Raw genomic sequence first — 23841 nt, 5'->3', positions numbered from 1 at the left:
AGGTTCTGCATGTCGCGGTCGCCGCTCATTGCCGTACTCCCTGCGACGCACTCGCGTGGAACCGGAACCGCTGCGCGATCGCCACGCCGACGAGCGCCACGCCGCCGCCGATCAGGTGATACAGCCGCAGCGATTCGCCGAGCAGCACGATCGCGCCGCCGGCCGTCATCACCGGCAGCAGGTTCATGAACATCGCGCAGCGGCTCGGGCCGAGCAGCCGCACGCCCTGCATCCACAGGTACGGCAGCACGACCGACGCCAGCACGCCGGCATACAGGATCAGCGGCACGCTCGCGCGGGTCGGCCACGCCGCCTGCGCGGGCAAGCGCAGCAGCATCGGCACCATGAAGACGAGCGCGGCGAGCGCCTGCACGTAGGTCGACTGCCACGCCGGCAGCGCGCCGATGCGCCAGCGCTTGAGCAGCACGCCGTACAGCGCATACGCGGCCGACGCGGCCAGCATCAGCAGGTCGCCCGCATGCACGCCGCGCGCGGCGATCGTCGTCGGGTGCCCCTCGGCGATCAGGTAGACGACGCCCGCGAGCGACAGCACCCCGCCGCCGATCATGCCGGCTCCCGGCGGATCGCCGAGCAGCAGCGAGCTGAGCGCCATCGTCATCAGCGGCACGAGCGCCGTGATGATCGCCATGTTGGTCGCGCTCGTCGTTTTCGCGGCCTCGTAGGACAGGCTCTGGAACAGCGCCATCGCGAGAAAACCGAGCACCGCGAGCTTCGGCAGGTGCGCGACGAGCGCCGCGCGGTTGCGCCACGCGGGGCGCAGCGTGAACACGCTCATCAGCGCGACGGCGAGCAGCAGCCGGTAGAACGTGATCGCCGACGGGTCGATCGTCGATGCCGACAGCTTCGACACGACCACGTTGCCGGCCCACAGCGCGATCGCGCAGAAGGGAAACAGAAAAGGAGGCTTGTTCATCGCGTTTGACGGATTAATATCGTGACAGGGTGCGGGCGTGAATCGGAACGCCATCGTGCCCGCCCGCCCAACTGCCTGTCTCACGCCAAAATGTCAGGACTTATCGCCAATCGGACACTCGAGCCCACCCCGCCGCTTGCGCACCTGCGCTACGAATCGACGCCGATGCCCGTGTCGGCGATGGCGGCGGCATACCCGCACGGCACGTCGATACCGACGCACTGCCATCGCCGCGCGCAACTGCTCTATGCGATCGAGGGCGTGATGCACGTGCAGTCCGAGGGCGCGTCGTGGGTCGTGCCGCCCACGCGCGGCGTGTGGCTCGAAGCCGGCCTCGACCACACGGTGCAGATGAGCGGCGACGTGCAGATGCGCACCGTGTTCGTCGAACCGGGCACGGTCGAGCACCTGCCCGCGCGCAGTTGCGTGGTGGAAGTGCATCCGCTGCTGCGCGAGCTGATCCTCGCCGCGGTCGACGTGCCGCTCGACTACGCGCCGGGCTCGCGCCACGATCACCTGATGCACCTGCTGCTCGCCGAGGTGACGGTCGCGCCGCTGCTGCCGCTGTACCTGCCGTGGCCGCACGACGCACGGCTGCGGACGATCTGCGACTCGCTCGTCGCCGCGCCCGACGATCCGCGCACGATCGCCGAATGGGCCGACCGGCTCGGCCTGTCGGTCCGTACGCTGCATCGCGCGTTCCGGCGCGAGACGGGGCTCAGCTTCCGCCGCTGGCGGGAGCAGGCGCGGCTGCTGCTCGCGCTCAAGCGCCTCGCGCACGGCGAGAAGGTGCTGACCGTCGCGATGGATCACGGCTACAGCAGCCAGAGCGCGTTCTCGGCGATGTTCAAGCGCCATTTCGGGGTGTCGCCGTCGGCGTTTTACGCGTAGCGCGTGGCCGTGCGCGGCGGGGGCGCTACCGCGCCGCGATCCCCGCGATGAAGAACACGCACGCGGCGGCCGACGCGACCGTGCGCACGTGATTCCACCTCGTCCAGTCGTGCACGTAGCGCGTCCACAGCGCGGCGCCGTGCGCGGTCGACGGATCGGCCGCGGCGAGCGCATCGTTGAGCGGCACGTTGACGGCCATCGTCACCGCGAACATGCCGAACACGTACAGCACGCCGCCCGCGAGCGCGGCCATCGCCCCCGGCTGGCCGCGATCGAGCAGCGCGATCACGACCAGTGCCAGCGCCATCAGCGTCGTGACGAGGAACAGCGGCATGAACGGCGAACGCACGATGTCGACGTTGATCGCGTTCATCGCGGCCACGCCGGCTTGCGGCGCGATCCGTCCGAGCGACGTCATCACGAACGCCGAAAACGCGAAGTACACGCCGGCCATCAGCCCGCAGCCGACGGCCGAGCCCCACAGCAGGACGGGCGTCACGAACGCGATCATGATCGTGCGCTCCACACGCCGGTCGCGGCCGTCGCGCGCGCATAGTCGGCGAAGTCGCGTGCCGGCCGCCCGAGCGTCGCTTCGATGCCGTGCGTCACCGCGCTGTTGCGCCCGTCGAGCACCACGCCGAACAGATCGTCGAGCAGCGCGACGACCGGCTCCGGTACGCCGGCCTCGCGCAATCCGGCCACGAACGCATCGGCCGGAATCTCGCGATAGACGACCGGCCGGCCGGCGGCCCGCGCGATTTCGCCGACCGCTTCGGCGAACGTCAGCGCGCGCGGGCCCGTGACCTCGATCACGCGGTTCGCGACGCGCGCCTCGGTGAGCGCGGCCACCGCGACGTCCGCGATGTCGTCCGCATCGACGAACGGCTCGCGCACCGCGCCGGCCGGCAGCGCGACTTCGCCGGCCAGCACGCCGTCGATCAGGTAGCCCTCGGAGAAGTTCTGGTTGAACCAGCTCGCGCGCACCACGCCCCAGCCCACGCCCGACGCCTGCAGCGCGGCTTCCGCAGCCTGCGCGCGCGGCTCGCCGCGCCCGGACAGCAGCACGACGCGCTCGACGCCGCTTTCCCGCGCCAGCCGCGCGAACGCGGCGATCGCGTCCACCGCGCCCGCGACCGCCAGATCGGGCTGGTAGGTCACGTACGCGGCCGACACGCCCGCGAGCGCGGCGGGCCACGTCTCGGGCGCCGTCCAGTCGAAGCGGACGGCCGACGTGCGCGACACGGGCCGGGTCGCGATGCCGCGCGCGCGCAGCCGTGCATCGACGCGGGCGCCCGTCTTGCCCGAACCGCCGACGATGAGGATGGGAAGTGCCGACATGACCGTCTCCTTTGACTAAATACGAGAACTTCTCGCATTTTGAAAACACGATAGACTCTCGCATTAGCAACGTCAAGTTTTTCTGGAGGCGGCATGGGCCGACAAAAATCGGGGCAAAACGACCAGCCCGACGCGGCGGCAGCGGATGCGCCGGCGCGCGCGCGGCTGGTACCGACGCAGCAGCGCAGCCGCGAGCGGTTCGAGCGCATTCTCGCGAGCGCGTCGGAGGTGATGATCGAGAAAGGCTGCGACGCGTTCCGGATGAGCGACATCGTCGAGCGCACGGGCATCTCGTTCGGTTCGCTGTACCAGTACTTCCCGGACAAGGCGGCCGTGATCGGCACGCTCGCGGAGCGCTACAACGAAGCCGGGCACGACTGCGTGCGGCGCGATCTCGCCGCGATGAAGTCGCTCGACGACCTGCACGCCACGCTCACCCGCATCACGGACAGCTATTACCGGATGTTCGTCGACGAGCCGCTGATGCGCGACATCTGGCGGGCCACGCAGGCCGACCGCGCACTGCAGGCGCTCGACCGGGCGGACGGCGAGTTTCTGGCGGGGCTGTTGGCGGATGCGCTGCGGGAACTCGCACCGGCGGTGCCCGACGTGCAGTTGGCCGCGTTCTCGGAATTGACGATGGTGTTGATCGCCGCGGCGGTGCGACATGCGATCGAGTTGCCGCCGAAGGCGGCGCGCAGGATTCTCGCGATGTTCAAGCAAACATTGCCGGAAAATCTTTCCGTGCTTGACAGCTAGGCCGCGCACGAATTTCATAACCGGGAAATTCCCATTCCCCGCTCGTTATTGAATATTCGACAATATAATTACAAGAATCCCCAAGGGCGCAGCGCGAGACCGCGGCGCCTGCATTCCTGATTCCCCATTCAAACCGACCCAAAGCTCCGCTACGCTCGAAAGCGCGGGGCTTTCTTTTTTTGCGCAGCGCAATCCGCTTCGTGAAGCGACGTGCGTTTCGCGCCGATGAACTCCGCGACGCTTTATTCAGCATTGCGGCAGCCAGACTCCGCCGGCGTCAACAAATCGCCAGATGATTTACCGGAACAGATTAATTAAAAAATGACGATGATCAATGGAATCGATTTCAATCGATAACGACAATCGCCCTTCGATTCTTCCATTTACTTTTCAATATTTATTCCGTTAAGCTTGCGCCAATATTTTTTTGACACCACCCAGATTGATCGATGAATTTCAGATCCAGGCGCATTTGAATTAAACCGATCGATTATTGTTTATTTTGAAAATCAAATGAGACGATATCACTCCACCGAAACCGGCCAGCCTTCATCCGGTTGACCCGGCGCGCCGTGCGTCGCTCGGCGGCAGATGCCTGCCGCCCCGACCACATCTCTTTGGCATCGCGGCTCAGGCTGCGCGGGCCGCGCCCGGTCATGGCGCACGGCCCGCGCGGCACCGCACTGCTATCACGAACTTCGAACTCACACTCTTGCGAGCGCTGACGATGGACGACTTTTGCCGCGCGAATTTGCCCCCTGCCGAGGATTGGCCGACGTTCGTCTTCGAATTGCCGGGGCTGCAGTTTCCGCCGTTTCTCAATTGCGCCGCCGCGCTGCTGGATACCGCCGTCGACGAGCGCGGCTGGGGCGATCGGGTGGCGATCACGACCGGGTCGGGCATCACGTGGTCGTATCGCGAATTGCGCGATGCCGCCAACCGGATCGCCAACCTGCTCGTCCATGACGGCGGCCTCGTGGCCGGCAATCGGGTGCTGCTGCACGGCGCGAATCACCCGATGCTGGCCGCCGCGTGGTTCGGCGTGGTCAAGGCCGGCGGCATCGCCGTCGCAACGATGCCGAAGCTGCGCGCGGGAGAACTGTCGACCATCATCGAGCGGGCCCGGGTCACGCACGTCATCTGCGAAGCCGGGTTGTCCGCCGAACTCGACGCGGCGATGGCGAGCCTGCAGTGGCGCGGCGACGTTCGACGCTACGACACGGACGACACGCATCCGCACGCGCGCTGGCTCGACGGCCATTCGGCGGCATTCGCGGCCGCCGAATCACGCGCGGACGATCCCTGCCTGATCGCGTTCACGTCGGGAACGACCGGCGAACCGAAGGCAACCGTCCATTTTCATCGCGACGTGATGGCGGCCTGCCACTGCTTTCCGCAGCACGTGCTCCGGCCCACGGCCGATGACGTCTTCTGCGGATCGCCGCCGCTCGCGTTCACGTTCGGCCTCGGCGCGCTGCTGCTGTTTCCGGTCAGCGTCGGCGCAAGCGTCGTGCTGTTGCCGAAAGCGGGCCCGGAACAGCTGCTGGCCGCCGTCGAGCGGCATCGGGTCAGCATCCTGTTTACGGCGCCGGCGGCCTATCGGGCCATGCTCGACCATCTCGACCAGCGCGACCCGTGCGACATCTCGTCCCTGCGCAAATGCGTGTCGGCGGGCGAGGCGTTGCCGCCATGGACGCGCGATGCGTGGCAGATCCGCACCGGCCTGCACCTGATCGACGGCATCGGGTCGACCGAGATGCTGCACATCTTCGCGTCGACCGGCGACACCGGCGCGAAGGACGGCGCGATCGGCAAGGCGGTGCCCGGTTACCGCCTTGCCGTCGTGGACGAGCACGGCCAGTGCCTGCCGCCCTACGAGATCGGCTACCTGGCCGTGCAGGGGCCGACCGGATGCCGCTACCTGAACGACACGCGGCAACGCGACTACGTCAAGCACGGCTGGAACCTGACGGGCGACAGCGCCTACCTGGACGAGGACGGCTACCTGTTCTACCAGGCACGCGCGGACGACATGATCATCACCTCCGGCTACACGGTGTCGCCCGGCGAAGTGGAGCAGGCGCTGCTGCGCCATCCGGATATCGCCGAATGCGGCGTCGTCGGGCACGTCGACGAACGGGGCGGCACGCTCATCTGCGCGCACGTGGTGCTGCGCCCGGGCGTCGACGGCTCGGATGCGTTGACGATGCAGCTTCAGCAGCACGTGAAAAGCGTGATTGCGCCATACAAGTGCCCGCATCGCGTGGCCTATCACGCCGCCGGTTTGCCGCGCAACGAATCGGGCAAATTGCGGCGTGCCGTGCTCCGGCAGGCCGGTCATGGCGCGGCGCGTTCCCTGAATCAAGCAGTCCAAAGCGAAGAAATCCTATGAAAATTCTCGGCGCCGCGGCGGCCATTCCGGCCCCCGCGACCACCGCGCAATCCTGCGCGAACGACTACGCGATCAAGGCGGCCAGGCAGGCGCTGCAACAAGCCGGTTGCCTGCCGTCGGAACTGGATCTGATCGTCAGCCTGTCGATCTCCCCCAGCCGGATGGCGGATGCGCCGTCGATCGCGGGCCCGCGGCTGGCGCACCCCGTGCAGCGCGACCTGCGTGCGCGACATGCGGCCGTGTTCGACCTGCTCGATGCGGACTGGACGCTCGCACTCGATCTCGCGCAAAGCCATTGCCGGCAGCTCGGCTATCGGCGCGCGCTCGTCGTTCGCGCGGAAGCGCTCGCGGACGTCGAGCAGGTGGCCGAGAGCGGCTTCGCCGACGGTGCGGGCGCGATCGTGCTGACGCCGTCCGGCCATGACCGCGCTTATGCGAGCCGCTACGCGGATCTCGATTCCCCGCCGTTCGCGACGCTCGACGCGCTTGCGCCCCGACGCGTGAACGGCAGCCTGTCGCTGGCCCGTTTCGAAAGCCGGTTCGATCGCGCCACCGGCCGCTTCGACGCCGAACCGGCCAATGCGGGCGCCGCGGTCAACGCGATGCTCGACGCGGCGCAAAGCCGCATCGACCGGCGTGCCGCCACGCTGTTCTGCGAATCGTGGCTGGGCGGATGGCCGTCGATCGCCACCGGCGCGCGGGATGCTTTCCGCGTCGACGTCGTCACCGGTGCGGCGGAGATTCCGAACCCGTTCCAGCTGCCCGCGTGGCTCGCGTCGCGCGTCGCAGATTCGATTTCGTTGCGTGACGATGAACGGACGGTGATCGCCATGACACTGGACCCGTTCCGGCCGCGCATCGCGTGCAGCACGATGGAGGTCTGACAGTGCACAACGTCCGAATCGCAAGTCTCGCCTGCCGCCTGCCGGCCCGCCAGGTTCCCAACGACGATCCCGTCTTCGCGGGCGTCGAGCCCATTCCGGCGGAATGGTGGCAATTCTGGGGCATCGAATCGCGCCACATGATCGACCCCGATGCCGGCGAATCCGAACTCGCGCTGGCCGAGCGCACGGCCCGCGACGCCCTCGCGCGTGCCGGCGTGGAACCCGCCGAACTCGACCTGGTGCTGTTCAACATGACGTCGCCGTTCGTGTCGCTCGACGACGGCCGGCGCCGGTTCGCGCCGCGGCTCTCGCGCGCGCTGCGCGACCGGCTCGGCGCCACGCGTGCGCTCGATGCCGATATCGAGATGGAATGCGCGAGCTTCGTGCTGCAACTGCAGCTCGCCGCCAACCTCATCAAGCAGGGGCGCGTGAAACGGGCGCTGGTGTGCTCGTCGGAGCGCATGTCGGCGGTGGTCGACTACACGAGCAAGTCGTCGACGAACTTCGGCGACGGCGCGGCCGCGGCCGTGCTCGTCGCGGAGCCGGCCGACCCCGACGGCGCCGACTGGCTGGATGCCGCGTATCACAGCGACGCCACCCGCTACGACCTCGTGACGATGCAGTGGCGCAATGCGCAGGCCACGGCCGACGACGACGCGGAAACCGGCGCCGACAACCCGTTCGGCGTGTATTTCACGCTCAAGCCCGAAGCGCAGGAGGCGATCTCGCGCTTCATGCCGGTGGCCATTCCCGATATCGTCGAGCGCCTGCTGCACCGGAGCGGCACCGGCATCGCCGACGTCGATGCGATGGTGTTCCACCAGCCGTCGGCGCTGCTCGTGCGCTCATGGGCGCAGCGGCTCGGGCTGAGGCCCGATCAGTACGTGATTCGCGTGGCCGATTGCGCGTGCCTCGTGTCGGCCGCCGTGCCGTTCGCGCTGGCCGAGTCGATCCGGCAGGGCGTGATCCGGCCGGGGTCCAAGGTCGTGATTGCCGGCGCGGGCGCGGGCTGGGGCTTCGGTGCGCAATTGTGGCGCTGGGGCGAAACCGTCGTGTCCGATGCGGGCGGCACGGTCGCCGTCGTGACGGAACAGGAGGGTCAGGCATGAGCGCCCGTCTCGTCATCGCCGGGTTCGGCCATGCGCTGCCCGAGCGGATCGTCGGCAACGACGAAGTCGCCGGCATGATCGACACCAGCGACGCGTTCATTCGCGAACGCACCGGTGTCGTCGCGCGACGCTATCTCGGCCCCGATCGGCATCTGGCGGATCTCGCCTGCCCGGCCGCGGAACGCGCAATGGCCGACGCGGGCGTCACGGCGCACGACGTCGACCTGCTGATCGTCAATACGCTGTCGCCCGATCATCACGACCCGTCGCAGGCGTGCTACATCCAGCCCCGGCTCGGCTTGCGGGAGGTGCCGTGCTTCGACATCCGCGCGCAATGCAGCGGCGGGCTCTACGGGATCGAGATCGCGCGCCACTTCCTCGCGAGCGGCCTGTATCGCAACGTGCTGCTGGTCTGCGCCGAGGCGCTGTCGCGGCGCATCGACACGAGCAACGCCGGGCGCAACCTGTCGATCCTGCTGAGCGACGGCGCCGCCGCGCTGCTGCTGCAGGCGACGGACGAGCCGGCGCGCGGGCTGATCGACCTGACGCTCGGCGCCGACGGCACCCAGTTCGACCTGCTCGCCACCGAGGCGCCCGGCGCGCGACGCCCGCGCTTCATCGACGCGGACGACATCGCGGCCGGCCGCCACCACTTCCGGATGAAAGGCGCGCCGATGTTCGAGGACGCGACGCGCCGCATCGTCGACGCGTGCCGCCAGATGCTCGACAAGCACCGGCTGACGATCGGCGATATCGGCCTGGTCGTGCCGCACCAGCCGAACCTGCGCATCCTCGACGCGGTCATCGAGCGGCTCGGGCTGCCCCGCGAGCGCTGCATGATTTCCGTCGATCAACTGGGCAACATGGCGAGCGCGGCGTTTCCGGTCGCGCTCTCCCTCGCCCGCGAGCAAGGCCGCATGCCGGCCGGCCAGCTCAACCTCCTCGTGACCTACGGCGCGGGCGCGACATGGGCCTGTGCGCTCTATCGGAGCTGAACGACATGCTGAACGCATCCCCCGGGTGGATCGAGCCGCGGCTGGCGCTGATCGGCACCGCCGACGTGCCGCTGTACGTGATCGTCAACGACGAGGCCGCGACGCTGATCGAGGGCGGCCTGAGCGGCATGACGGCGCTCGTATGGCAGCAGCTTCACGATCTGCTGCGGGACTTCGGCGGCATCCGGCATTTGCGCTACTGGCTGATCACCCACTCGCACTATGACCATTGCAGCCTGCTGATGACGCTCAAGTCGCGCATGCCGTGGCTCCATGTGTCCGGTTCGCCCGACGCGTTCGATGCGTTCCAGAGCCCGTCGGCCTGCCGCACCATCCGCCAGCTCGACGAGCACGCGTCACGGTCGTGGGAACCCGCCGCCGGCGCCGATTTCACCGAGTTGGCCGACCTGCCGTTCTACCCGGTCAATCCGGGCGCGCAGCTCGATATCGGCGACGGGATGCAGATTCGCACGATCGCGCTGCCGGGCCACAGCCGCTGCCAGTTCGGCTACTACTGCCCGCAGCTGGACATCGGTTTCGTGTCGGATGCGCTCGGCGAGTTTCAGGACGCCACCCACTGGCTGCCGCTGGTCTTTCAGGATCTGTTTGCGTACCGGCACTCGCTGGACGTCATCGAACAGCTGCATGCACCGCGGCTTGCCCTGGGGCACCACGGCATCCTCACCGGCGAGCTCGCCCGGTCGGCCGCACGGCATGCGCGCGCGTGCCTCGATGCACGCGAGGCCGACGCACGCGCGGTTCGCGGCAACGCCGCCGCCACGCAGGCACTGGCCCATCAGTGGACGGCCCGTTACGCGGCAAGAAGCGAAAAGGTCGTGCCGCGTTTCCTGCACCTCAAAAGCATGACGCACATGATCGACCTGTTCCATCGCGCCGAATAGCCGTATCCGGATGTCCGCCGCGGCAACGCACGGGCGCCGGCCGGTGCGACGCCCCTGCTCGCTGTTTTCATTCCTCTTCCGACGACATCATGACCACTGCGACCTTGCCGACTACGCTTGGCGAATTGCTTCAGAACCGCGCCGCCACACGCGGCGACCACACCGCCTACGTGTTCCTGAGCGGGCCGCCCGAACAGGAACGGGCCGAATCGATGACCTTCTCCGAGCTCGACGTGCGCGCCCGCCGGGTCGCCGCGCTGCTGCGGCAGAACGCGGTCGACATCGGCGACCGGGTGCTGCTGCTGTGCCGGCCGGGCCTCGATTACGTCGGCGCCTTCATGGGGTGCCTGTATGCGGGCGCGATCGCGGTGCCGGCCTACCCGCCGCGCAACAGGCAGCATATGGTGCGGATCGCCGGCATCGTCGAAAACGCGGGCGCCGACACGATCCTGTGCTCGGCCGAGGACCACGCGCGCTGCTCGACCTGGCTCGCCGATACCGACGCGTCCGGCAGCACGCTGCTCGACGTCGGCGGCGCGCAGGCGCTGGCTCCCGTGGATTCGCCCGCCGGCGTGCAGCCGTCCCACATCGCGTTTCTGCAATACACGTCGGGAACGACGGGCACACCGAAAGGCGTGATGGTGAGTCACGCGAACCTGATCCACAACCTGGGGCTGATACGCGAATGGCTTGCCTATGACGAGTCGAGCACGATCGTCAGCTGGCTGCCGCCGTATCACGACATGGGCCTGATCGGCGTGATCCTGACGTCGCTGTACGGCGGCTTCCGCAGCGTGCTGATGGCCCCGGAACGGTTCATCCAGCATCCGTACCTGTGGCTGCGCGCGATCAGCCAGTACCGCGCGGACCTGACGGGCGCGCCCGATTTCGCGTACCGGATGTGCTGCCGGCGAATCTCCGACGAACAGCTGGCGACGCTCGACCTGTCGTGCCTGCGCGCCGCGTACAACGGCGCCGAGTCGGTGCGCGCCAGCACCCTGACGGATTTCTCGCAACGCTTCGCGGCAGCGGGCTTCGCCGCCGACGGGTTCCTGCCGTGCTACGGGCTCGCGGAGGGCACGCTGTACGTCGCCGGCCGCACGGAACGGCACCCGGTCCGCACGCTGTGCGTCGACCAGGCCGCGCTCCAGCGGCAATCGGTGGTGCTGCGCAACGAGACCCTCGGCGTGTCGCCGCAGCCGCTGGACCGCCCGGGCGAGCGGGTTCTGGTCGGCGTGGGCCGCACCGACGGCGAACAGCAGGTGATCGTGCGCGACCTGGAGACCAACGCCCGGTGCGACGACCGGACCATCGGCGAAATCTGCGTGGCCGGCCCGAGCGTCGCCGCCGGCTACTGGCGGCTGGACGAGCAGACGCATTCGACCTTCCGGCACACGCTGGCCGGCGACCGAGACCAGGCATTCATGCGCACCGGCGATCTCGGTTTCATTCTGGATGACGAACTGTACGTGACCGGCCGGCTCAAGGACATGGTGATCCTCGCCGGCCGCAACTACTACTCGGAAGACATCGAGTACGCGCTGATCGTCGGCGTGCCGGAACTGGTGCCGAACGGCTGCGCGGCCTTCATGGACGACCAGGCCGACGCGGAGCGCCTGATCGTCGTGGCCGAAGTCGAGCGCACGCAGCGCAAGGGCAATCTCGACAGCTTCATCGACGCGATTCGCCAGGCGATCTGGAACCGCCTCGACATCGGGCCGAGCAGGATCGTGCTGGTGTCGCCCGGCAGCGTGCCGAAGACGTCGAGCGGCAAGGTGCGCCGCAGCACGTGCCGCACGCAGTTGCACGACGGCGCGCTGACGATCCTCGCGCAGTGGGACGTCGACGCCGGCACGCAAACGCCGGCGCCCGATCGCGGGCAGCCCGCGCGCCCGGCCGCCGGTGTCGACCAGCCGGCGGCCAACGATCGCCGGCGCGACGACGGCGCCACCGTCGACGAACTGAACGACTGGCTCAGGCACTACGCCCGCACGCGGATCGATTCGCGCACCATCGACGAGCGACGCACCATACCGCCGCACGTCGTGCTCGATTTCGGCAACCGGGGCCTGCTCGGCATGCCGATCGACCGTTCGCATGGCGGGCTCGGGCTCGGCCACCGCGACATGGCGCGCGTGTTTGCGCAACTGGCCGCGATCGATTCGACGCTGGCTTTTTTCGTTGCCCTGAACAATACGCTCGGCATCGTGCCGATCATGCGGCACGCGCAGCCCGCGTTGCGCGACGAACTGCTGCCGAGCCTCGCGAGCGGCCGGATGCTCGCCGCATTCGCGATCACGGAGCCGGCCGCGGGCTCGCATGTCCGCGCGATCGCGTCCCGCGCACAGCGCACCGCGTCCGGCGACTGGCTGGTCAGCGGCACCAAGCGCTGGAGCGGCTCGTCCGCGTGGGCGGGGATCATCAACGTGTTCGCGAAGCAGGCCGACGGCACGGGAATGGTCGGCCTGGCGGTGCGACCCGGCACGCCGGGCGTGCGGATCGGCGCCGAGGAGCTGACGATGGGCGTGCGCGGCATGATCCAGAATTCGCTGCATCTGGATCGGGCGCGGATCGGCGACGCATGCCGGCTCGGCGACATCGGCCAGGGCATGTCCGTGGCGCAGCATGCGATGAACATCGCGCGCCTCGGCATCGCCGCCGTCAGCGTGGGCGGAATGAAGCGCTGTGCGCAGCTGATGCATCGCTACGGGGCGCGGCGCGAGGTCGCCACCGGGCTCCTGCTGGACAATCCGCTGAGCCGCCTGCGCCTGGGCGAGCTGCGGGACCGCATCGACGGGCTCGACGCGCTGGTCGAGCACCTGGCCACCGAGCTGGACCTCGGCGTCGCGTTGCCTGAAGACTGCCTGCTGATCGCGAAGATTCTCGGCTCCGAGCTGCTGTCGCAATCCGCCGACGAGCTGATGCAGTTCCTGGGCGGCCGCGGTTACATCGAGACCAACTTCGCGCCGCAGATCTTCCGCGACGCGCGCCTGACCCGCATCTTCGAGGGGCCGACCGAAACGCTGCTGGTTCACCTCGGCAGCCGTCTGCTGAACGGAAGCGACGAGCTTCCGCGTTATCTGGAAAGCGCGCTGGGCGCCGGCGTGCTGGCCACGGAGCTGCGCGAGCTCGGCGCCCGGTTGTCGCAGGACGGGCTCGCCAATGCGGCGAAACTCGGCGGCGCCGCGCATGCCGCCGTCTGGGTCAATTACTGGCTCGGCACGATCGCGCAATGGGGATTGCTGCTCGCGGTGACCGAACGTGCGGCTGCGCAGCAGCGCGTCGGTGACGGCGCGCTGCGCTGGGCGCAGCGCCGGTACGAACTCGCGATCGAGGCGGCGCAGCGGCAGGTCGGCCTGCGATCCGCACTGACCACGTCGGCGCAATTGAACGACTGGGCCGCGCAGATCGGGCTCGAGATCGGCGCGATCGAGCAAACGGTCCCGGGCGCCAGCCAGCTCGTCGATCCGTTGCTGGACGCCGATCCCGGCGAGCACGCGGCCGCCGGCATGCCCGACACCCCCGACACACCCGACACGCCGGCGGGCGAAGACGCCGGATCGGCGCCGGCCCCGATCGCGGGCGAGCCGACGAGCCTGCTCGATCGCCAGCAGGTTCATGCCGTCGAACAATGGCTCATCGCGTGGCTGGGCGAGCGCCTCAAGCACCGCAAGCTTCGCTTGACGCGCGAGTCGACGTTCGCCGAGATCGGCTTCGACTCGATCCTCGCCGTCGAAATGACGATCGTATTCAGCGAGGCGTTCAGCGTGAGCGTCGATCCGTCCGCGGTCTGGGACTACCCGTCCATTCGCGCGCTTGCCGCCCATCTCGCGCCCCGTACTCGCGGCACCGCGCCGGCGCCGGTCGTGGCGCACGCCGATCCGGATGCCCCTTCATCCCATGCAGCCCAACCTTCGATCCTGTGAGACCGTCCAACATGCACGCCCGATACGCCCGATACGACCTTGGTGATTCCACCACCGCGCTGGCCCGGCAGCTCGAACACTATCTCGACGCCTATCCCGACGAAACGCGCACGTTGCTCGGCCTGCCAGCCGGCGCCGCGATCGGCGTCGAGGTGCTCGACGAGGAACTGCCCGTCAGGCTCGAACAACACACGCACGCGGCCACGCTGCGCATCGGCCGGCACGACGCACAGCGCGTGATGGCCTACACGCGCAGTTGCAACTGGGCCAACGGCATCGTGCTGGTGCCGACGCTGGCGCGCCTGGTGTTTGCCGGCGCGTTCGACGGCCTGCGGGCCGGAGCGCCCCGCGCGATGCGCGCGTTCGCGGCATCCCGCCAGCCCGACCCGACCCGTAACCTCGGGATTCTGTGGGGCGCCTTCAACCTGCTGAGCCTGGCCGGCTGGCTGACCCTCGATCGCGGCGACGAAGACGCCGACTATGCGCTCACGCCCGCCGGCGAATATGTCGTCGCGTGCGTCGAGCACGCCCGGCCGCTGTTCGAGCAACTGGCCGATGCAACGTCGGTGCTCCAGCATCTGCACGCACTGTGTCATCGAACGCGCGTGGCGGCCGAGGACAGCCTGCTGTATGCGCGGCTTGTGCGGGCCTGCGTGGCGGGCTGGCCGGAGCTCGCGCCGCCGACCACCGACCTGGAGCGCCAGGCGAACGGACAGCTGCGCACGGCGATGGACGGCCTGCTGCTGGGCCCGACCTGGGTCGCGCTCGACATGCCGGTGTTCGACAGGCAGCCTGATGGCCAGTACGCGCAGTCGGCGCCCGGCATCCTCGGCAAGCTCGTCGAGCAGCCCGGCGGGGTCGCGGTGGGTGCCTGGACACAGGCGGACCCGGTCGCCCTGGACGCGGCATGGGCGCTGATGGGCAAGTTCGGCATGGTGGAAATCGACCAGGGGAAGGTGCGGCTCACCGAGTCGGGCCGCATTCACCGTCCGATCGCCGCGCCTTATGCGGGGCTGCCCGCTTCGTATCTGCGTTCGTATGCGCTGCTCGACGAGCTCCTGTTCGGCGACCCCGATCCGCTCGATATCGACAGCGACGGCCACATCGATCGCGTGATGAACGTGTATGCGTCGAGCGGCGCCGGGTCGGGGCCGGCGTCGCAGGAAATCACGACGAAGATCCTGCGCGAGCTGTTCGACGACACGCCGCTGGACCGCCAGCCCGCCGGCATCGCGGACATGGGCTGCGGTGACGGCAGCGCGGTGAAGCGCCTGGCGGAATACGTCATCACGTCGACGCGGCGCGGCCGGCACCTCGCCGACTATCCGCTGCTCGTGATCGGCGCCGACTACAACGAATCCGCGCGCGGCCGCGCCACCGCGACGCTATCCGCGCTGAAGGACATCCCCGGCGTGCAGGTACGCGTGATCGCCGCCGACATCTCCCAGCCCGACCGCTACGACGAAGCCGTGGCCGACAGCGGCCTGACCGTCACGCAGCCGGACGGCAGCGTGCGCCCGGCGCGGCTGAGCGACCTGCTGCACACCTTCATGTTCCTGGTCCACAACCGTCGGCTGGGCGTCCGGCGCAAGGACGCCGCCGAGGCGATCCTCGAGCGCCATCTTCGCACCGTCGATCGGGCACGCCTGCGCGCGGTGATCGACCAGCACTATGCGGGGGCCCTGACGGTATCGGATCAGGAAGCGTTGCCGATCGGGCTCGAACAGATCAAGCGCGCGTTCAAGGTCGCGTACAGCGACGCGGAAGGGCTCGTTCCCGGTTACGTGGCGGCTGCGGACCTGATCGATTTCCTGACCCGCTGGAAGCGCCACGCGAAGCATGGCTTTCTCATCGTGGAAGGACATAGCCCGTGGGCGGAGAACCTGTGCGCGCGGGCGCCGGGCGGCCCGGACACGTGGTTGCGCACCGAGCAGCTTCCGTCGGTGTTCAACTGGGGCATGCATTTCGTGTCGCGCCAGTTCATGGCGCCGTTCAACGAATTCACGCTCGCGCTGACCCTGGCCGGCCTGCGCCCCGACAGCCCGATTTACGGGCGGATTCATCCGGAGGGGTTCCCGGCGCCGGACCTGCTGAGCGACTATCGGTTCTTCAGTATCGCGAACTACGTTGCCGATACCGGCACGGATCGCTAGCGCGGTGGCGGCGCGTGATGCCGACGCGCCGCGGCCCTCGAACCTGCACTCGAGGGCCGCTCCCTGCTCCCTGCTCCCTGCCCTGGCGGGTTGGGCGCCACGCTGGCCGGCGTCCGATCACGCGGCGCCGGCCCGTGCCGGTCAGCGCTTCGCCGGCACCGGCGGCTCGCCGGCCGTCGTCGCGTTGCGCGCCCAGTCGGCGAACTCGGTGTCGTAGCGATTGCCGATGTACGCGACATGGTTTGCGTAGCCGTCGTAATCGCCCACCCGGAAGCGCGACACGATCGTGTCGACGTCCGCGCGATGGCGCTCGAACATGAAGCGCGTCGCCATGTAGCCCCACCGGTACGCGCGCGTGACGTAGTCGCTCGACGCGTAACGCGTGCCGAGCACGTCCGAGAACCGGTAAGCGCCCGCGCGCACCGCGTCGATCGACTCCTGGTTGTCGTTCCTTCTCGACAGATACTCGGCAACGCCTTCGATCCACCACACGGTCGGCTTCGCCGTGCTCACCGAGAAGTCGCCCGCCATGTCGTAGCGGCCGTCGAGATAGTGCGTGAACTCGTGCTCGAGGTTCCACACCTTGAACTCGGGACGCAGCCACGATGCCTCGTGCGCGATGAAGCGCGCCTGGTTGCCGGGCGCGGACGGATCGCCCTCGAGATACATGCCGCCGTTGTCGGTGCTGATGCCGTAGATCACCGACGCGTATTTTCGATAGTTCGCGTAGTCGTCGAAAATGACGAGTTCGATCGTGTCGTTGCGATCGCCCGCGACCGGCTTGCGCCCGGTCTTCATCATCCGGTGGAAGTAGTCGTCCTGCCGCGCGACCGCCGTGCAGACCGACTGCAGCTGCGGCCTCGTCATGTCCTGCGCGAGAACGCGCACGCCCGTGCTGCAAGCGTAGCGATTCGGGAGCACCGTGTCGGACAGCCGCTTCTTGTAGTCGCAGGTTCCGTAGTCCGCGCAGTTGCCCGGATCGCCGTAGTCGACCGCTTCCGCCGCCGCGAGCCAGAGATCGCTGTCCGTGCCCGTCATGCTCGTCGACGCGAGCATGTCCTGGATCATTTTCTTCACGCGCGGCTTCTGCGTCGGATAGCGGAGGAAGCGAAACGTTTCGCGCGCCGCGTCGGCCAACTGATAGGCGGCGCTCGTGTTCGACAGGCTCGCGCGGTTCGCGGTGACGAAGCGGTTGAGCGTCTCCGGGAGCGTCGCGTCGCTGTCGAGCATCGGCTGCGCGCCGCTGCGCTGGTGCGCGTAGAAGAACACCGTGAGCAAACCGGTGAAGCCGCCCGCCGCACTGCGTTGCAGCAGCGGCGCCGCCGCCTGCGGATTCGCCGCGCTCACGGTGTACGACGCGATGCGGTTCTTCAGCGTCGGCAGGTAGTACGCTTCGTCCCGCATGTTCGTGATGAGCTTCATCAGCTCGTTCGCGGTGCTCGGCGCACGCGAATTGTCGCGATAGAGCGCATCGCCCTCCAGGCTTTGCTTGATATACGGGCGCAGCGACACCGCGAGATTCGGAATCGGGTTCGCCATGCCCGATACATCATATTGGTAATAAGCGGCACGCAGATAAATCAGCAAATTGACCAGGATCAAATTGCTCGCGTCGTATTGATAGATTTCCTGCACGAAACGACTCGCGACAGCGTGCACGTTTTCGGCATTGAAGATCTGTGCGGCCTGCGCTTTATCGACCGAGAACAGGCCGTAATGGCATTCGTAATCGGGAAGATTCGCGATGTAATCGGCGAGTGCCGCGCCGCGATATTGCGTCACCACCGACATATCATGGCAATCGGCGCCCGACGTGCTGCGCTTGCTGCGCGTGGCCGGCTGCTTGAGCTGCGACGGTTTGGTCAGCGCCGCGCGATCCTGCTCGCTGAGCGGCAGGTTGTACTGCGCCTGCTCGGGCGACACGGGCAGATTCTGCGGCACGCGAGGCATGCGCGCCTGCCTGGGTTGCATCTGCTGCGCCGGCTCGGTACTGGCCGATGCGGCGCCGGCCAGTCCGGCGAATACCGACCACACGACGACGGCCGGCCAGCGGCGGTTTTTCTGAAGCACCTCGTTTATCGTCACTTTATTTTATGCCGGTTGTTTTTGGGCAACCAAGATATAGCATTACATATTGAAACGTCAATTTAATCGATATGAAAGATATCGTCATTAATTAGCTTAACTATTTGATGATTTAAATCGATTTTATAAACAATTCAATCGACCGAATTGTCGAGTGCCGCCCCGCTACGCATACGCCGCGTGCCGCTCGGCGCCGATTTCGGCAACCGGCGTCGTACCCAACTTGCGCACGATCAGCATCGCGATCTCCAGCGACTGCTCGTAGTTCAACCTCGGATCGACGGTCGACTTGTAAGCGCGGGCCAGATCGGCCTCAGTCAGGTTGCGTGCACCGCCCAGGCATTCGGTCACGTCTTCCCCGGTCAGCTCCAGATGCACGCCGCCCAGATGCGTGCCGCAGGCGGCATGAATGTCGAAGGCAGCCTCGAGCTCGGCGCGAATGTTCTCGAAGCGCCGTGTCTTCACGCCGCCCGGGGTCGTTTCACCGTTGCCGTGCATCGGATCGCAGCACCACAAGACACGCCGGCCCTCGGTCTTGACGGCACGCAGATGCTTCGGCAACTCCGCTTCGATCTTCGCCGCACCCATGCGCGTGATGAGCGTCAAGCGGCCGGCCTCGTTCGCGGGGTTCAGCGCGTCGATCGTGCGCAGCAACTGGTCGGTACTCAACCCGGGCCCGATTTTCAGGCCGATCGGGTTGCGGATACCGGAGCAATATTCGACATGCGCGCCGTCCAGCTGCGCGGTGCGCATGCCGATCCACGGAAAATGCGTCGACAGGTTGAACCAGCCCCAATGACGATGCACTTGCCGCGCCATCGCCTCTTCGTAGTTCAGCAGCAGGACCTCATGCGACGTGTAGAAATCGACTCTCGCATCGCTGCCGGAGGGCTCGCCCGCGAGCGCCTCCATGAAGCGCAGCGATTCGCCGATCGAGTGCGTCATCTTGCGATACTCGCCGTAAAGCGGCGAATGCGATGCCCAGGCCAGGTCCCAATGTTCGGGGTGGTGCAGATCGGCAAAACCGGCATCGCTCAGCGCGCGCACGAAATTCATCGTCAGCGCCGATCTGGAATGCGCGTCGAGCAGGCGCTGCGGGTCGGGCTCGCGCGCGTCTTTCGTAAAAGCGCTGCCGTTGACGATGTCGCCGCGGTAGCAAGGCAGCGTCACGCCGTCACGCGTTTCGGTATCCGCCGAGCGCGGCTTGGCGTACTGGCCGGCAAAGCGGCCGACCCGAACCACCGGCAGCATCAAGCCATGCACGAGCACCAGGCTCATCTGCATCAGCACCTTGAGCCGATTGGCGATGATCGGCGCCGTGCAATCGGCGAAGCTTTCCGCGCAGTCGCCGCCCTGCAGCAAGAAGCATCGTCCCGCCGCGGCGTCCGCGAGCTTGCGCTTGAGCGTCAGCACTTCCCATGCGGCGACGAGCGGCGGCAGTGCCTGCAGCTGTGTCAGGGCGCGATCGAGCGCCGCCGCATCGCGATAAGCCGGCTGTTGCAACGCCGGCTTCGTCTTCCAGGAAGCCGGCGTCCAATTCTCGGCCACACGCGCCGAAGAGAGATTGCATTCCACGGTTCCACTCCCAAAATGAAATGCTGCCGATCGAACGGGTGTCGTCGCCTGGCTGCAGGCGACGCCCACGCTCCGTGCCGCTACAGCTTGACGAGCACCGTGCCCAGATAACGTCCGCTGGACGTGTCGCACAACGCGCCCGGCGCGTCATCGAGGCCGTCGATCACCGTATGCGGGAACACGATCTCGCCGGCGCGCAGCCACTGCGCGAAACGCTCGAACCATTCGCCCTTCGCCTCCGGATTGGCGTCGGCGCTGTAGCCCCGCATCGTGATCCGCTTGAGGAGAAATTGAACGGTATCGATTTCGGCAGGCGCGGTCCGCCCCGTTCCCGTCGCGGCAAGCTGGCCCGACAGCGCGCCGAGGATCAGGAAGCGCGCCTCTTCGCGGGCGGCCGTGACGGCCGCCTGCAATTGTTCGCCGCCGACCGAATCGATCAGGACGTCGATGCCGCCCTGCGCCGCTTCGAGCAACTGCTCCGCGAACGGCGTGCTGCCGCCACGCATGACGGCGGCGTCATACCCAAGCTCGGAAACCAGGCGTCGTGCCTTTTCGCGCGAACTCGTGCTGCCGATCACGCGCCCCGCTCCCAGCCGCCGCGCGATCTGTCCGGCCATCGCGCCGATCGCGCCGGCCGCGCTCGTGACGAACACCGTGTCGCCCGGACGGATCGTCACGCCGCGCGTCAGCGCCGCGTAGGCGGTCCAGCCGTGCCCCAGGTAGCCGAGATAACCGGCGGGCTCCGGCAGCGCCTCACCGACGCGCTGACAGCCCCATGCGGGCACCACCGCGTAGTCTCGCCACCCGTGGAAGTGCGTGACGATGTCGCCGGACGACAACCCGCTGCCGGCAGGCGCGTTCACCACCTCGCCGAGCGCTTCGCCCATCAGCGCGTCACCCGCCGACAAACACGGAAACGGCACACCGGGCACGTCTTCCGCGCCTTCGCTGATCATCGCGCGCAAGGAAGCCGAGACCAGGAAATAGCGATTGCGCACCAGCACGTCGCCCGGGCCGGCCGCCGGCGCGGCGGCGGTGACGATTTCGAAATCGTCCGGTGTCGGCAGGCCTTTGAGCTTCGCCTTCAAGCGCACGTCGCGCCGCATGGGAATCGACGGATTCATGATCCGCTCCCGCCGGGCGCCGTGCGCGTCGATGAAGCGAACCAGCCCGCCGGGATGCGCGCGACGCTGCGGCCGTAGGCTATCGTCGGGTCGTCCGAGGCATGCACGGTCGCCGTCCAGCCGTATCGGCCGAGCCAGTCGCGCACATCGTCGCGGGACGAGAGCCAACGAGCGCCCTGCGATTCGACGCGCGCACGGGCTTCCTTGCCCTCGTCGCTCATCATGCGCGCGGCGAGATGCTCGAGCATGAGCGCGCTGCCCGGCGCCGACAGGTCGGCCACCTGATGGATCAGCGCATCGCAGTCCGTGTCGCGCAGATACATCAGCAGCCCTTCGATGAGCCAGATCGTGGGCTTGGCGGGATCGAAGCCGGCCGCGCGCAACGGGCTCGCCCAATCCGAGGTCAGATCGGCGACGAGAGGCCGCCAATCGCACTGCAGCGGCAATCCGGCCTGTTTCATGAGCTCGCGCTTGAAAGTGATGATGTCGTCGAGATCGAGCTCGAACCAGCGCGTGCCGGACGGACAGGCCAGGCGCGCCACACGGCCGTCCATGCCGGCTGCCAGCGTGACGACCTGCTGTATTCCGCGGCTCAGGTTCGCGCGAATGGCATCGTCGAAGTAGCGCGTGCGGACGACGAAATATTGCGGAAAGTTCGCGCGCCGCGCGACTTCGCTGACGTGCTCGTGCGTCGGCGTGCCGGCCAGTTGCTCGATCAGCGCTGCAGCGAACGGATCGTGAAACAAGGCATCCGGGCGCAGGCTTTCGGCATGACGTTGCCAGGCAATGAACAGTGCGGTTTGGCCGACGCCAACCGGAATATCGAAAGTAGACACAGACAGGTTCCTTATCCGCAAGAGAATCAAGGTTGGAGTTGCATGGTTTTCCAATCGTCGCCATTGCGTTCGTACCTGAGGCGCCGGTGAAGCCGGTCGGAGCTGGCGGCCCAGAATTCCATCTCGTGAGGCTCGAGCCGATAACCGACGAAGCGCGACGGCCGCGGCAACGCGACGCCGAGCGCGAGCAGCTCGGCGGCGTGCGCGAGCAGCGCTTCGCGGTCGACGAGCTCGTCGCTCTGGTGCGAGGCGCTCGACATCGCGTGCATCGGCACCGAGCGTCCGAACCAGAGCTTGTCGTTCTCGCTTTCCTCGAGCGGAACCGCCTGGCCGGAAATCATGATCTGCTGCCCGGTTTCACGCCAATACAGCAAGCCCGAGGCCCAGCCCGTCTCCGTGAGTTCGCGTCCTTTGCGGCTCGTCGAATGCGTGCAGAAAATCACGCCGCGGTCGTCGATCGAGGAGAACGCGATGATGCGCGAAGACATGCGCCCGTCGGACGTGGCGGTTGCGAGCGCGAGCGCCTTGGGCTCGCGGACGCCCGCGACATCGGCCGCCGCGAGCCAGCGCTTGAGCAGCGTGATCGGCTCGGACGGCGGGTCGTCATATTCGGGGAACAGGACATCGACGCGTCCCGTGAGGCTTTCGAATCGACTGGTGTTCATGGCTATGTTTTCTTGATGGCAAAAGACGGGGGCGACGCTAGACGCCCAGGCGGCCGCGCGCGACGACGACACCGTGACCGCTGACCTCGACCGCCTCGATGCCGTGCTCCGAGCCGTTCACCCGCGCATGCATGTGCGAGGGGCGCCTGATCTCGACGCCTTGGAGAAGATGCAGCGGCTCGCCCCACGAAATCAGTCCGTGGCGGGCAAGGTGAATGGCGATGGGGCCGGCGGCGGAGCCCGTCGCCGCATCCTCCACGACGCCGTAGGCCGGCGAGAACATCCGGCAGCGCCAGTGGTCGCCCGCCGGGGCCAGGCACATGGCCGACATATCCTCGAACTCAGCCAACGCGCGATGGTCCGGATGCACGTCGGAAAGCGCGGAGGCGTCGGGCAACGTGACGAACACGTGGCGCGGGCCGTTTCGATAGGCCTCCACGGGCAACACCGACGCTTCGACGCCGAGCGCTTCGAGCAGACGCCCGGCGCGATCAAAGCGCGTCCACGTCGGGATCGGCTGCTGCATGGTGACGTAAGCCTCGCCGGGCGCATCGGATCGCACATCGAACGGCACGAGCCCCATGCCCGTCTCGAACACGAAGCGATCCTGCGCCTTGACGTGCCTGAGGGCCACGGCCGTGCCCAGCAGCGGATGGCCCGCGAACGGCAGCTCGTTGACCGGCGTAAAGATGCGCACGTGCACGTCGCCACCCTGCTTCGGCGGCATCACGAACACCACTTCCGACAGATTCATTTCGCGGGCGATCCGCTGCATGCGCTCCGCCGGCAGCGGAACGTCGACCAGGAAGACCGCAACCGGGTTGCCTTCGAGCGGCGTGCGCGTGAAGGCGTCAACGACGATGTAGTCGACGGGATGCGACGCATGGATCGGCGCCGCCGCGTGTGTATTCGCGTGCGATGCCGCCGGTTCGAGCGCGCGCATGCGCGCCGCGATCTCACCGCTCGCGGCGCTTGCCTCCACCGAGAAGCGCAGCCGCTCGGCAACCGGCAAGCCGATCAGCGTCTGCGCGTCGTTCGGCGGCAGTAGATGCGCGGGCGGACGCTCGCCGTCCCAGAGCATGATCGCGCCCCAACGATTCCTGTCTTCGTCGGCGATCCAATGCTTCTCGCGCAAGCCCGGCACGTTCGACCAGCGCGCGAGGGTGCTGTCGTCCACACGCGCCTTCAGCGATTCGATGCTCTGTTCGGAACCGTCGAGGTTCCACCAAACGATGTCGACAATCATGAAACGCGTGTCCTGTAGGGTTCGATA

At 67.6% G+C, this 23841-nt stretch carries 18 protein-coding genes; 9 read left to right on the top strand and 9 right to left on the bottom strand.

Annotated features, from left to right (window positions below):
- Positions 1-25 precede the first annotated feature (25 nt).
- Positions 26-934: a DMT family transporter gene (locus DPV79_RS35990; RefSeq protein WP_113047642.1), complete on the bottom strand. Its 909-nt coding sequence runs from the start codon at positions 932-934 to the stop codon at positions 26-28.
- A gap of 90 nt (positions 935-1024) precedes the next feature.
- On the opposite strand from DPV79_RS35990, the gene DPV79_RS35985 reads away from it, so the two are divergent.
- Entirely contained in the window at positions 1025-1825 is an 801-nt protein-coding gene (locus tag DPV79_RS35985) for an AraC family transcriptional regulator (RefSeq protein ID WP_059687483.1), read from the top strand.
- 25 nt (positions 1826-1850) lie between these two features.
- Here DPV79_RS35985 and DPV79_RS35980 read toward each other — a convergent pair whose 3' ends face one another.
- Together DPV79_RS35980 and DPV79_RS35975 are read right to left on the bottom strand one after the other, a co-directional pair.
- On the bottom strand, positions 1851-2336 hold the full coding sequence (locus DPV79_RS35980) for an anthrone oxygenase family protein (RefSeq protein ID WP_060375905.1): 486 nt from the start codon (positions 2334-2336) through the stop codon (positions 1851-1853).
- A complete protein-coding gene (locus DPV79_RS35975) occupies positions 2333-3163 on the bottom strand; it encodes a Rossmann-fold NAD(P)-binding domain-containing protein (protein WP_113047641.1) in 831 nt (276 codons plus the stop codon). Before DPV79_RS35975 ends, DPV79_RS35980 begins: the two co-directional genes overlap by 4 nt.
- 93 nt (positions 3164-3256) lie before the next feature.
- Here DPV79_RS35975 and DPV79_RS35970 point away from each other — a divergent pair, with 93 nt between their 5' ends.
- The 8 genes from DPV79_RS35970 (at position 3257) to DPV79_RS35935 (ending at position 16283) form a co-directional block, all read left to right on the top strand.
- On the top strand, positions 3257-3922 hold the full coding sequence (locus DPV79_RS35970; protein ID WP_113047640.1) for a TetR/AcrR family transcriptional regulator: 666 nt from the start codon (positions 3257-3259) through the stop codon (positions 3920-3922).
- Positions 3923-4649: 727 nt separating this feature from the next.
- Positions 4650-6314: an AMP-binding protein gene (locus DPV79_RS35965; protein ID WP_113047639.1), complete on the top strand. Its 1665-nt coding sequence runs from the start codon at positions 4650-4652 to the stop codon at positions 6312-6314.
- Positions 6311-7198 (top strand): beta-ketoacyl-[acyl-carrier-protein] synthase family protein, encoded by an 888-nt coding sequence (locus tag DPV79_RS35960; RefSeq protein ID WP_059651437.1) that lies wholly within the window; start codon positions 6311-6313, stop codon positions 7196-7198. The genes DPV79_RS35965 and DPV79_RS35960 overlap by 4 nt, the downstream gene beginning before the upstream one ends.
- Positions 7177-8307 (top strand): 3-oxoacyl-ACP synthase III family protein, encoded by a 1131-nt coding sequence (locus DPV79_RS35955; RefSeq protein WP_165843611.1) that lies wholly within the window; start codon positions 7177-7179, stop codon positions 8305-8307. The genes DPV79_RS35960 and DPV79_RS35955 overlap by 22 nt, the downstream gene beginning before the upstream one ends.
- Positions 8304-9302: a ketoacyl-ACP synthase III gene (locus DPV79_RS35950; protein WP_113047637.1), complete on the top strand. Its 999-nt coding sequence runs from the start codon at positions 8304-8306 to the stop codon at positions 9300-9302. Before DPV79_RS35955 ends, DPV79_RS35950 begins: the two co-directional genes overlap by 4 nt.
- 5 nt (positions 9303-9307) lie before the next feature.
- Entirely contained in the window at positions 9308-10204 is an 897-nt protein-coding gene (locus DPV79_RS35945) for an MBL fold metallo-hydrolase (RefSeq protein ID WP_042973145.1), read from the top strand.
- Between the two features lie 89 nt (positions 10205-10293).
- Entirely contained in the window at positions 10294-14130 is a 3837-nt protein-coding gene (locus DPV79_RS35940; protein WP_113047636.1) for an AMP-binding protein, read from the top strand.
- A gap of 11 nt (positions 14131-14141) precedes the next feature.
- Positions 14142-16283 (top strand): AprA-related methyltransferase, encoded by a 2142-nt coding sequence (locus DPV79_RS35935; protein ID WP_113047635.1) that lies wholly within the window; start codon positions 14142-14144, stop codon positions 16281-16283.
- A gap of 141 nt (positions 16284-16424) precedes the next feature.
- On the opposite strand, the gene DPV79_RS35930 is transcribed toward DPV79_RS35935, so the two are convergent.
- The 6 genes from DPV79_RS35930 to DPV79_RS35905 form a co-directional block, all read right to left on the bottom strand.
- The gene (locus DPV79_RS35930) at positions 16425-18362 is read right to left on the bottom strand and encodes a collagenase (RefSeq protein ID WP_113047658.1); all 1938 of its coding nucleotides are present in this window, start codon (positions 18360-18362) and stop codon (positions 16425-16427) included.
- Positions 18363-18533: 171 nt separating this feature from the next.
- Positions 18534-20075, bottom strand: a complete 1542-nt coding sequence (locus DPV79_RS35925) for a class II 3-deoxy-7-phosphoheptulonate synthase (RefSeq protein ID WP_482764118.1) — start codon at positions 20073-20075, stop codon at positions 18534-18536.
- Positions 20024-21067 carry an MDR family NADP-dependent oxidoreductase gene (locus DPV79_RS35920; RefSeq protein WP_059856077.1) on the bottom strand — a complete coding sequence of 348 codons (1044 nt, stop codon included), beginning with the start codon at positions 21065-21067 and terminating at the stop codon, positions 20024-20026. The genes DPV79_RS35925 and DPV79_RS35920 overlap by 52 nt, the downstream gene beginning before the upstream one ends.
- Positions 21064-21957 (bottom strand): SAM-dependent methyltransferase, encoded by an 894-nt coding sequence (locus DPV79_RS35915; RefSeq protein WP_244321861.1) that lies wholly within the window; start codon positions 21955-21957, stop codon positions 21064-21066. The genes DPV79_RS35920 and DPV79_RS35915 overlap by 4 nt, the downstream gene beginning before the upstream one ends.
- Entirely contained in the window at positions 21930-22640 is a 711-nt protein-coding gene (gene phzG, locus DPV79_RS35910; protein ID WP_244321860.1) for a phenazine biosynthesis FMN-dependent oxidase PhzG, read from the bottom strand. Before phzG ends, DPV79_RS35915 begins: the two co-directional genes overlap by 28 nt.
- Positions 22606-23814 carry a PhzF family phenazine biosynthesis protein gene (locus DPV79_RS35905; RefSeq protein ID WP_081064803.1) on the bottom strand — a complete coding sequence of 403 codons (1209 nt, stop codon included), beginning with the start codon at positions 23812-23814 and terminating at the stop codon, positions 22606-22608. The genes phzG and DPV79_RS35905 overlap by 35 nt, the downstream gene beginning before the upstream one ends.
- Between the last annotated feature and the right edge of the window lie 27 nt (positions 23815-23841).

This window comes from Burkholderia reimsis, assembly GCF_003294055.1.
Taxonomy (GTDB): Bacteria; Pseudomonadota; Gammaproteobacteria; order Burkholderiales; family Burkholderiaceae; genus Burkholderia; species Burkholderia cepacia.
This window is presented reverse-complemented; position numbering and strand designations above follow the sequence as displayed.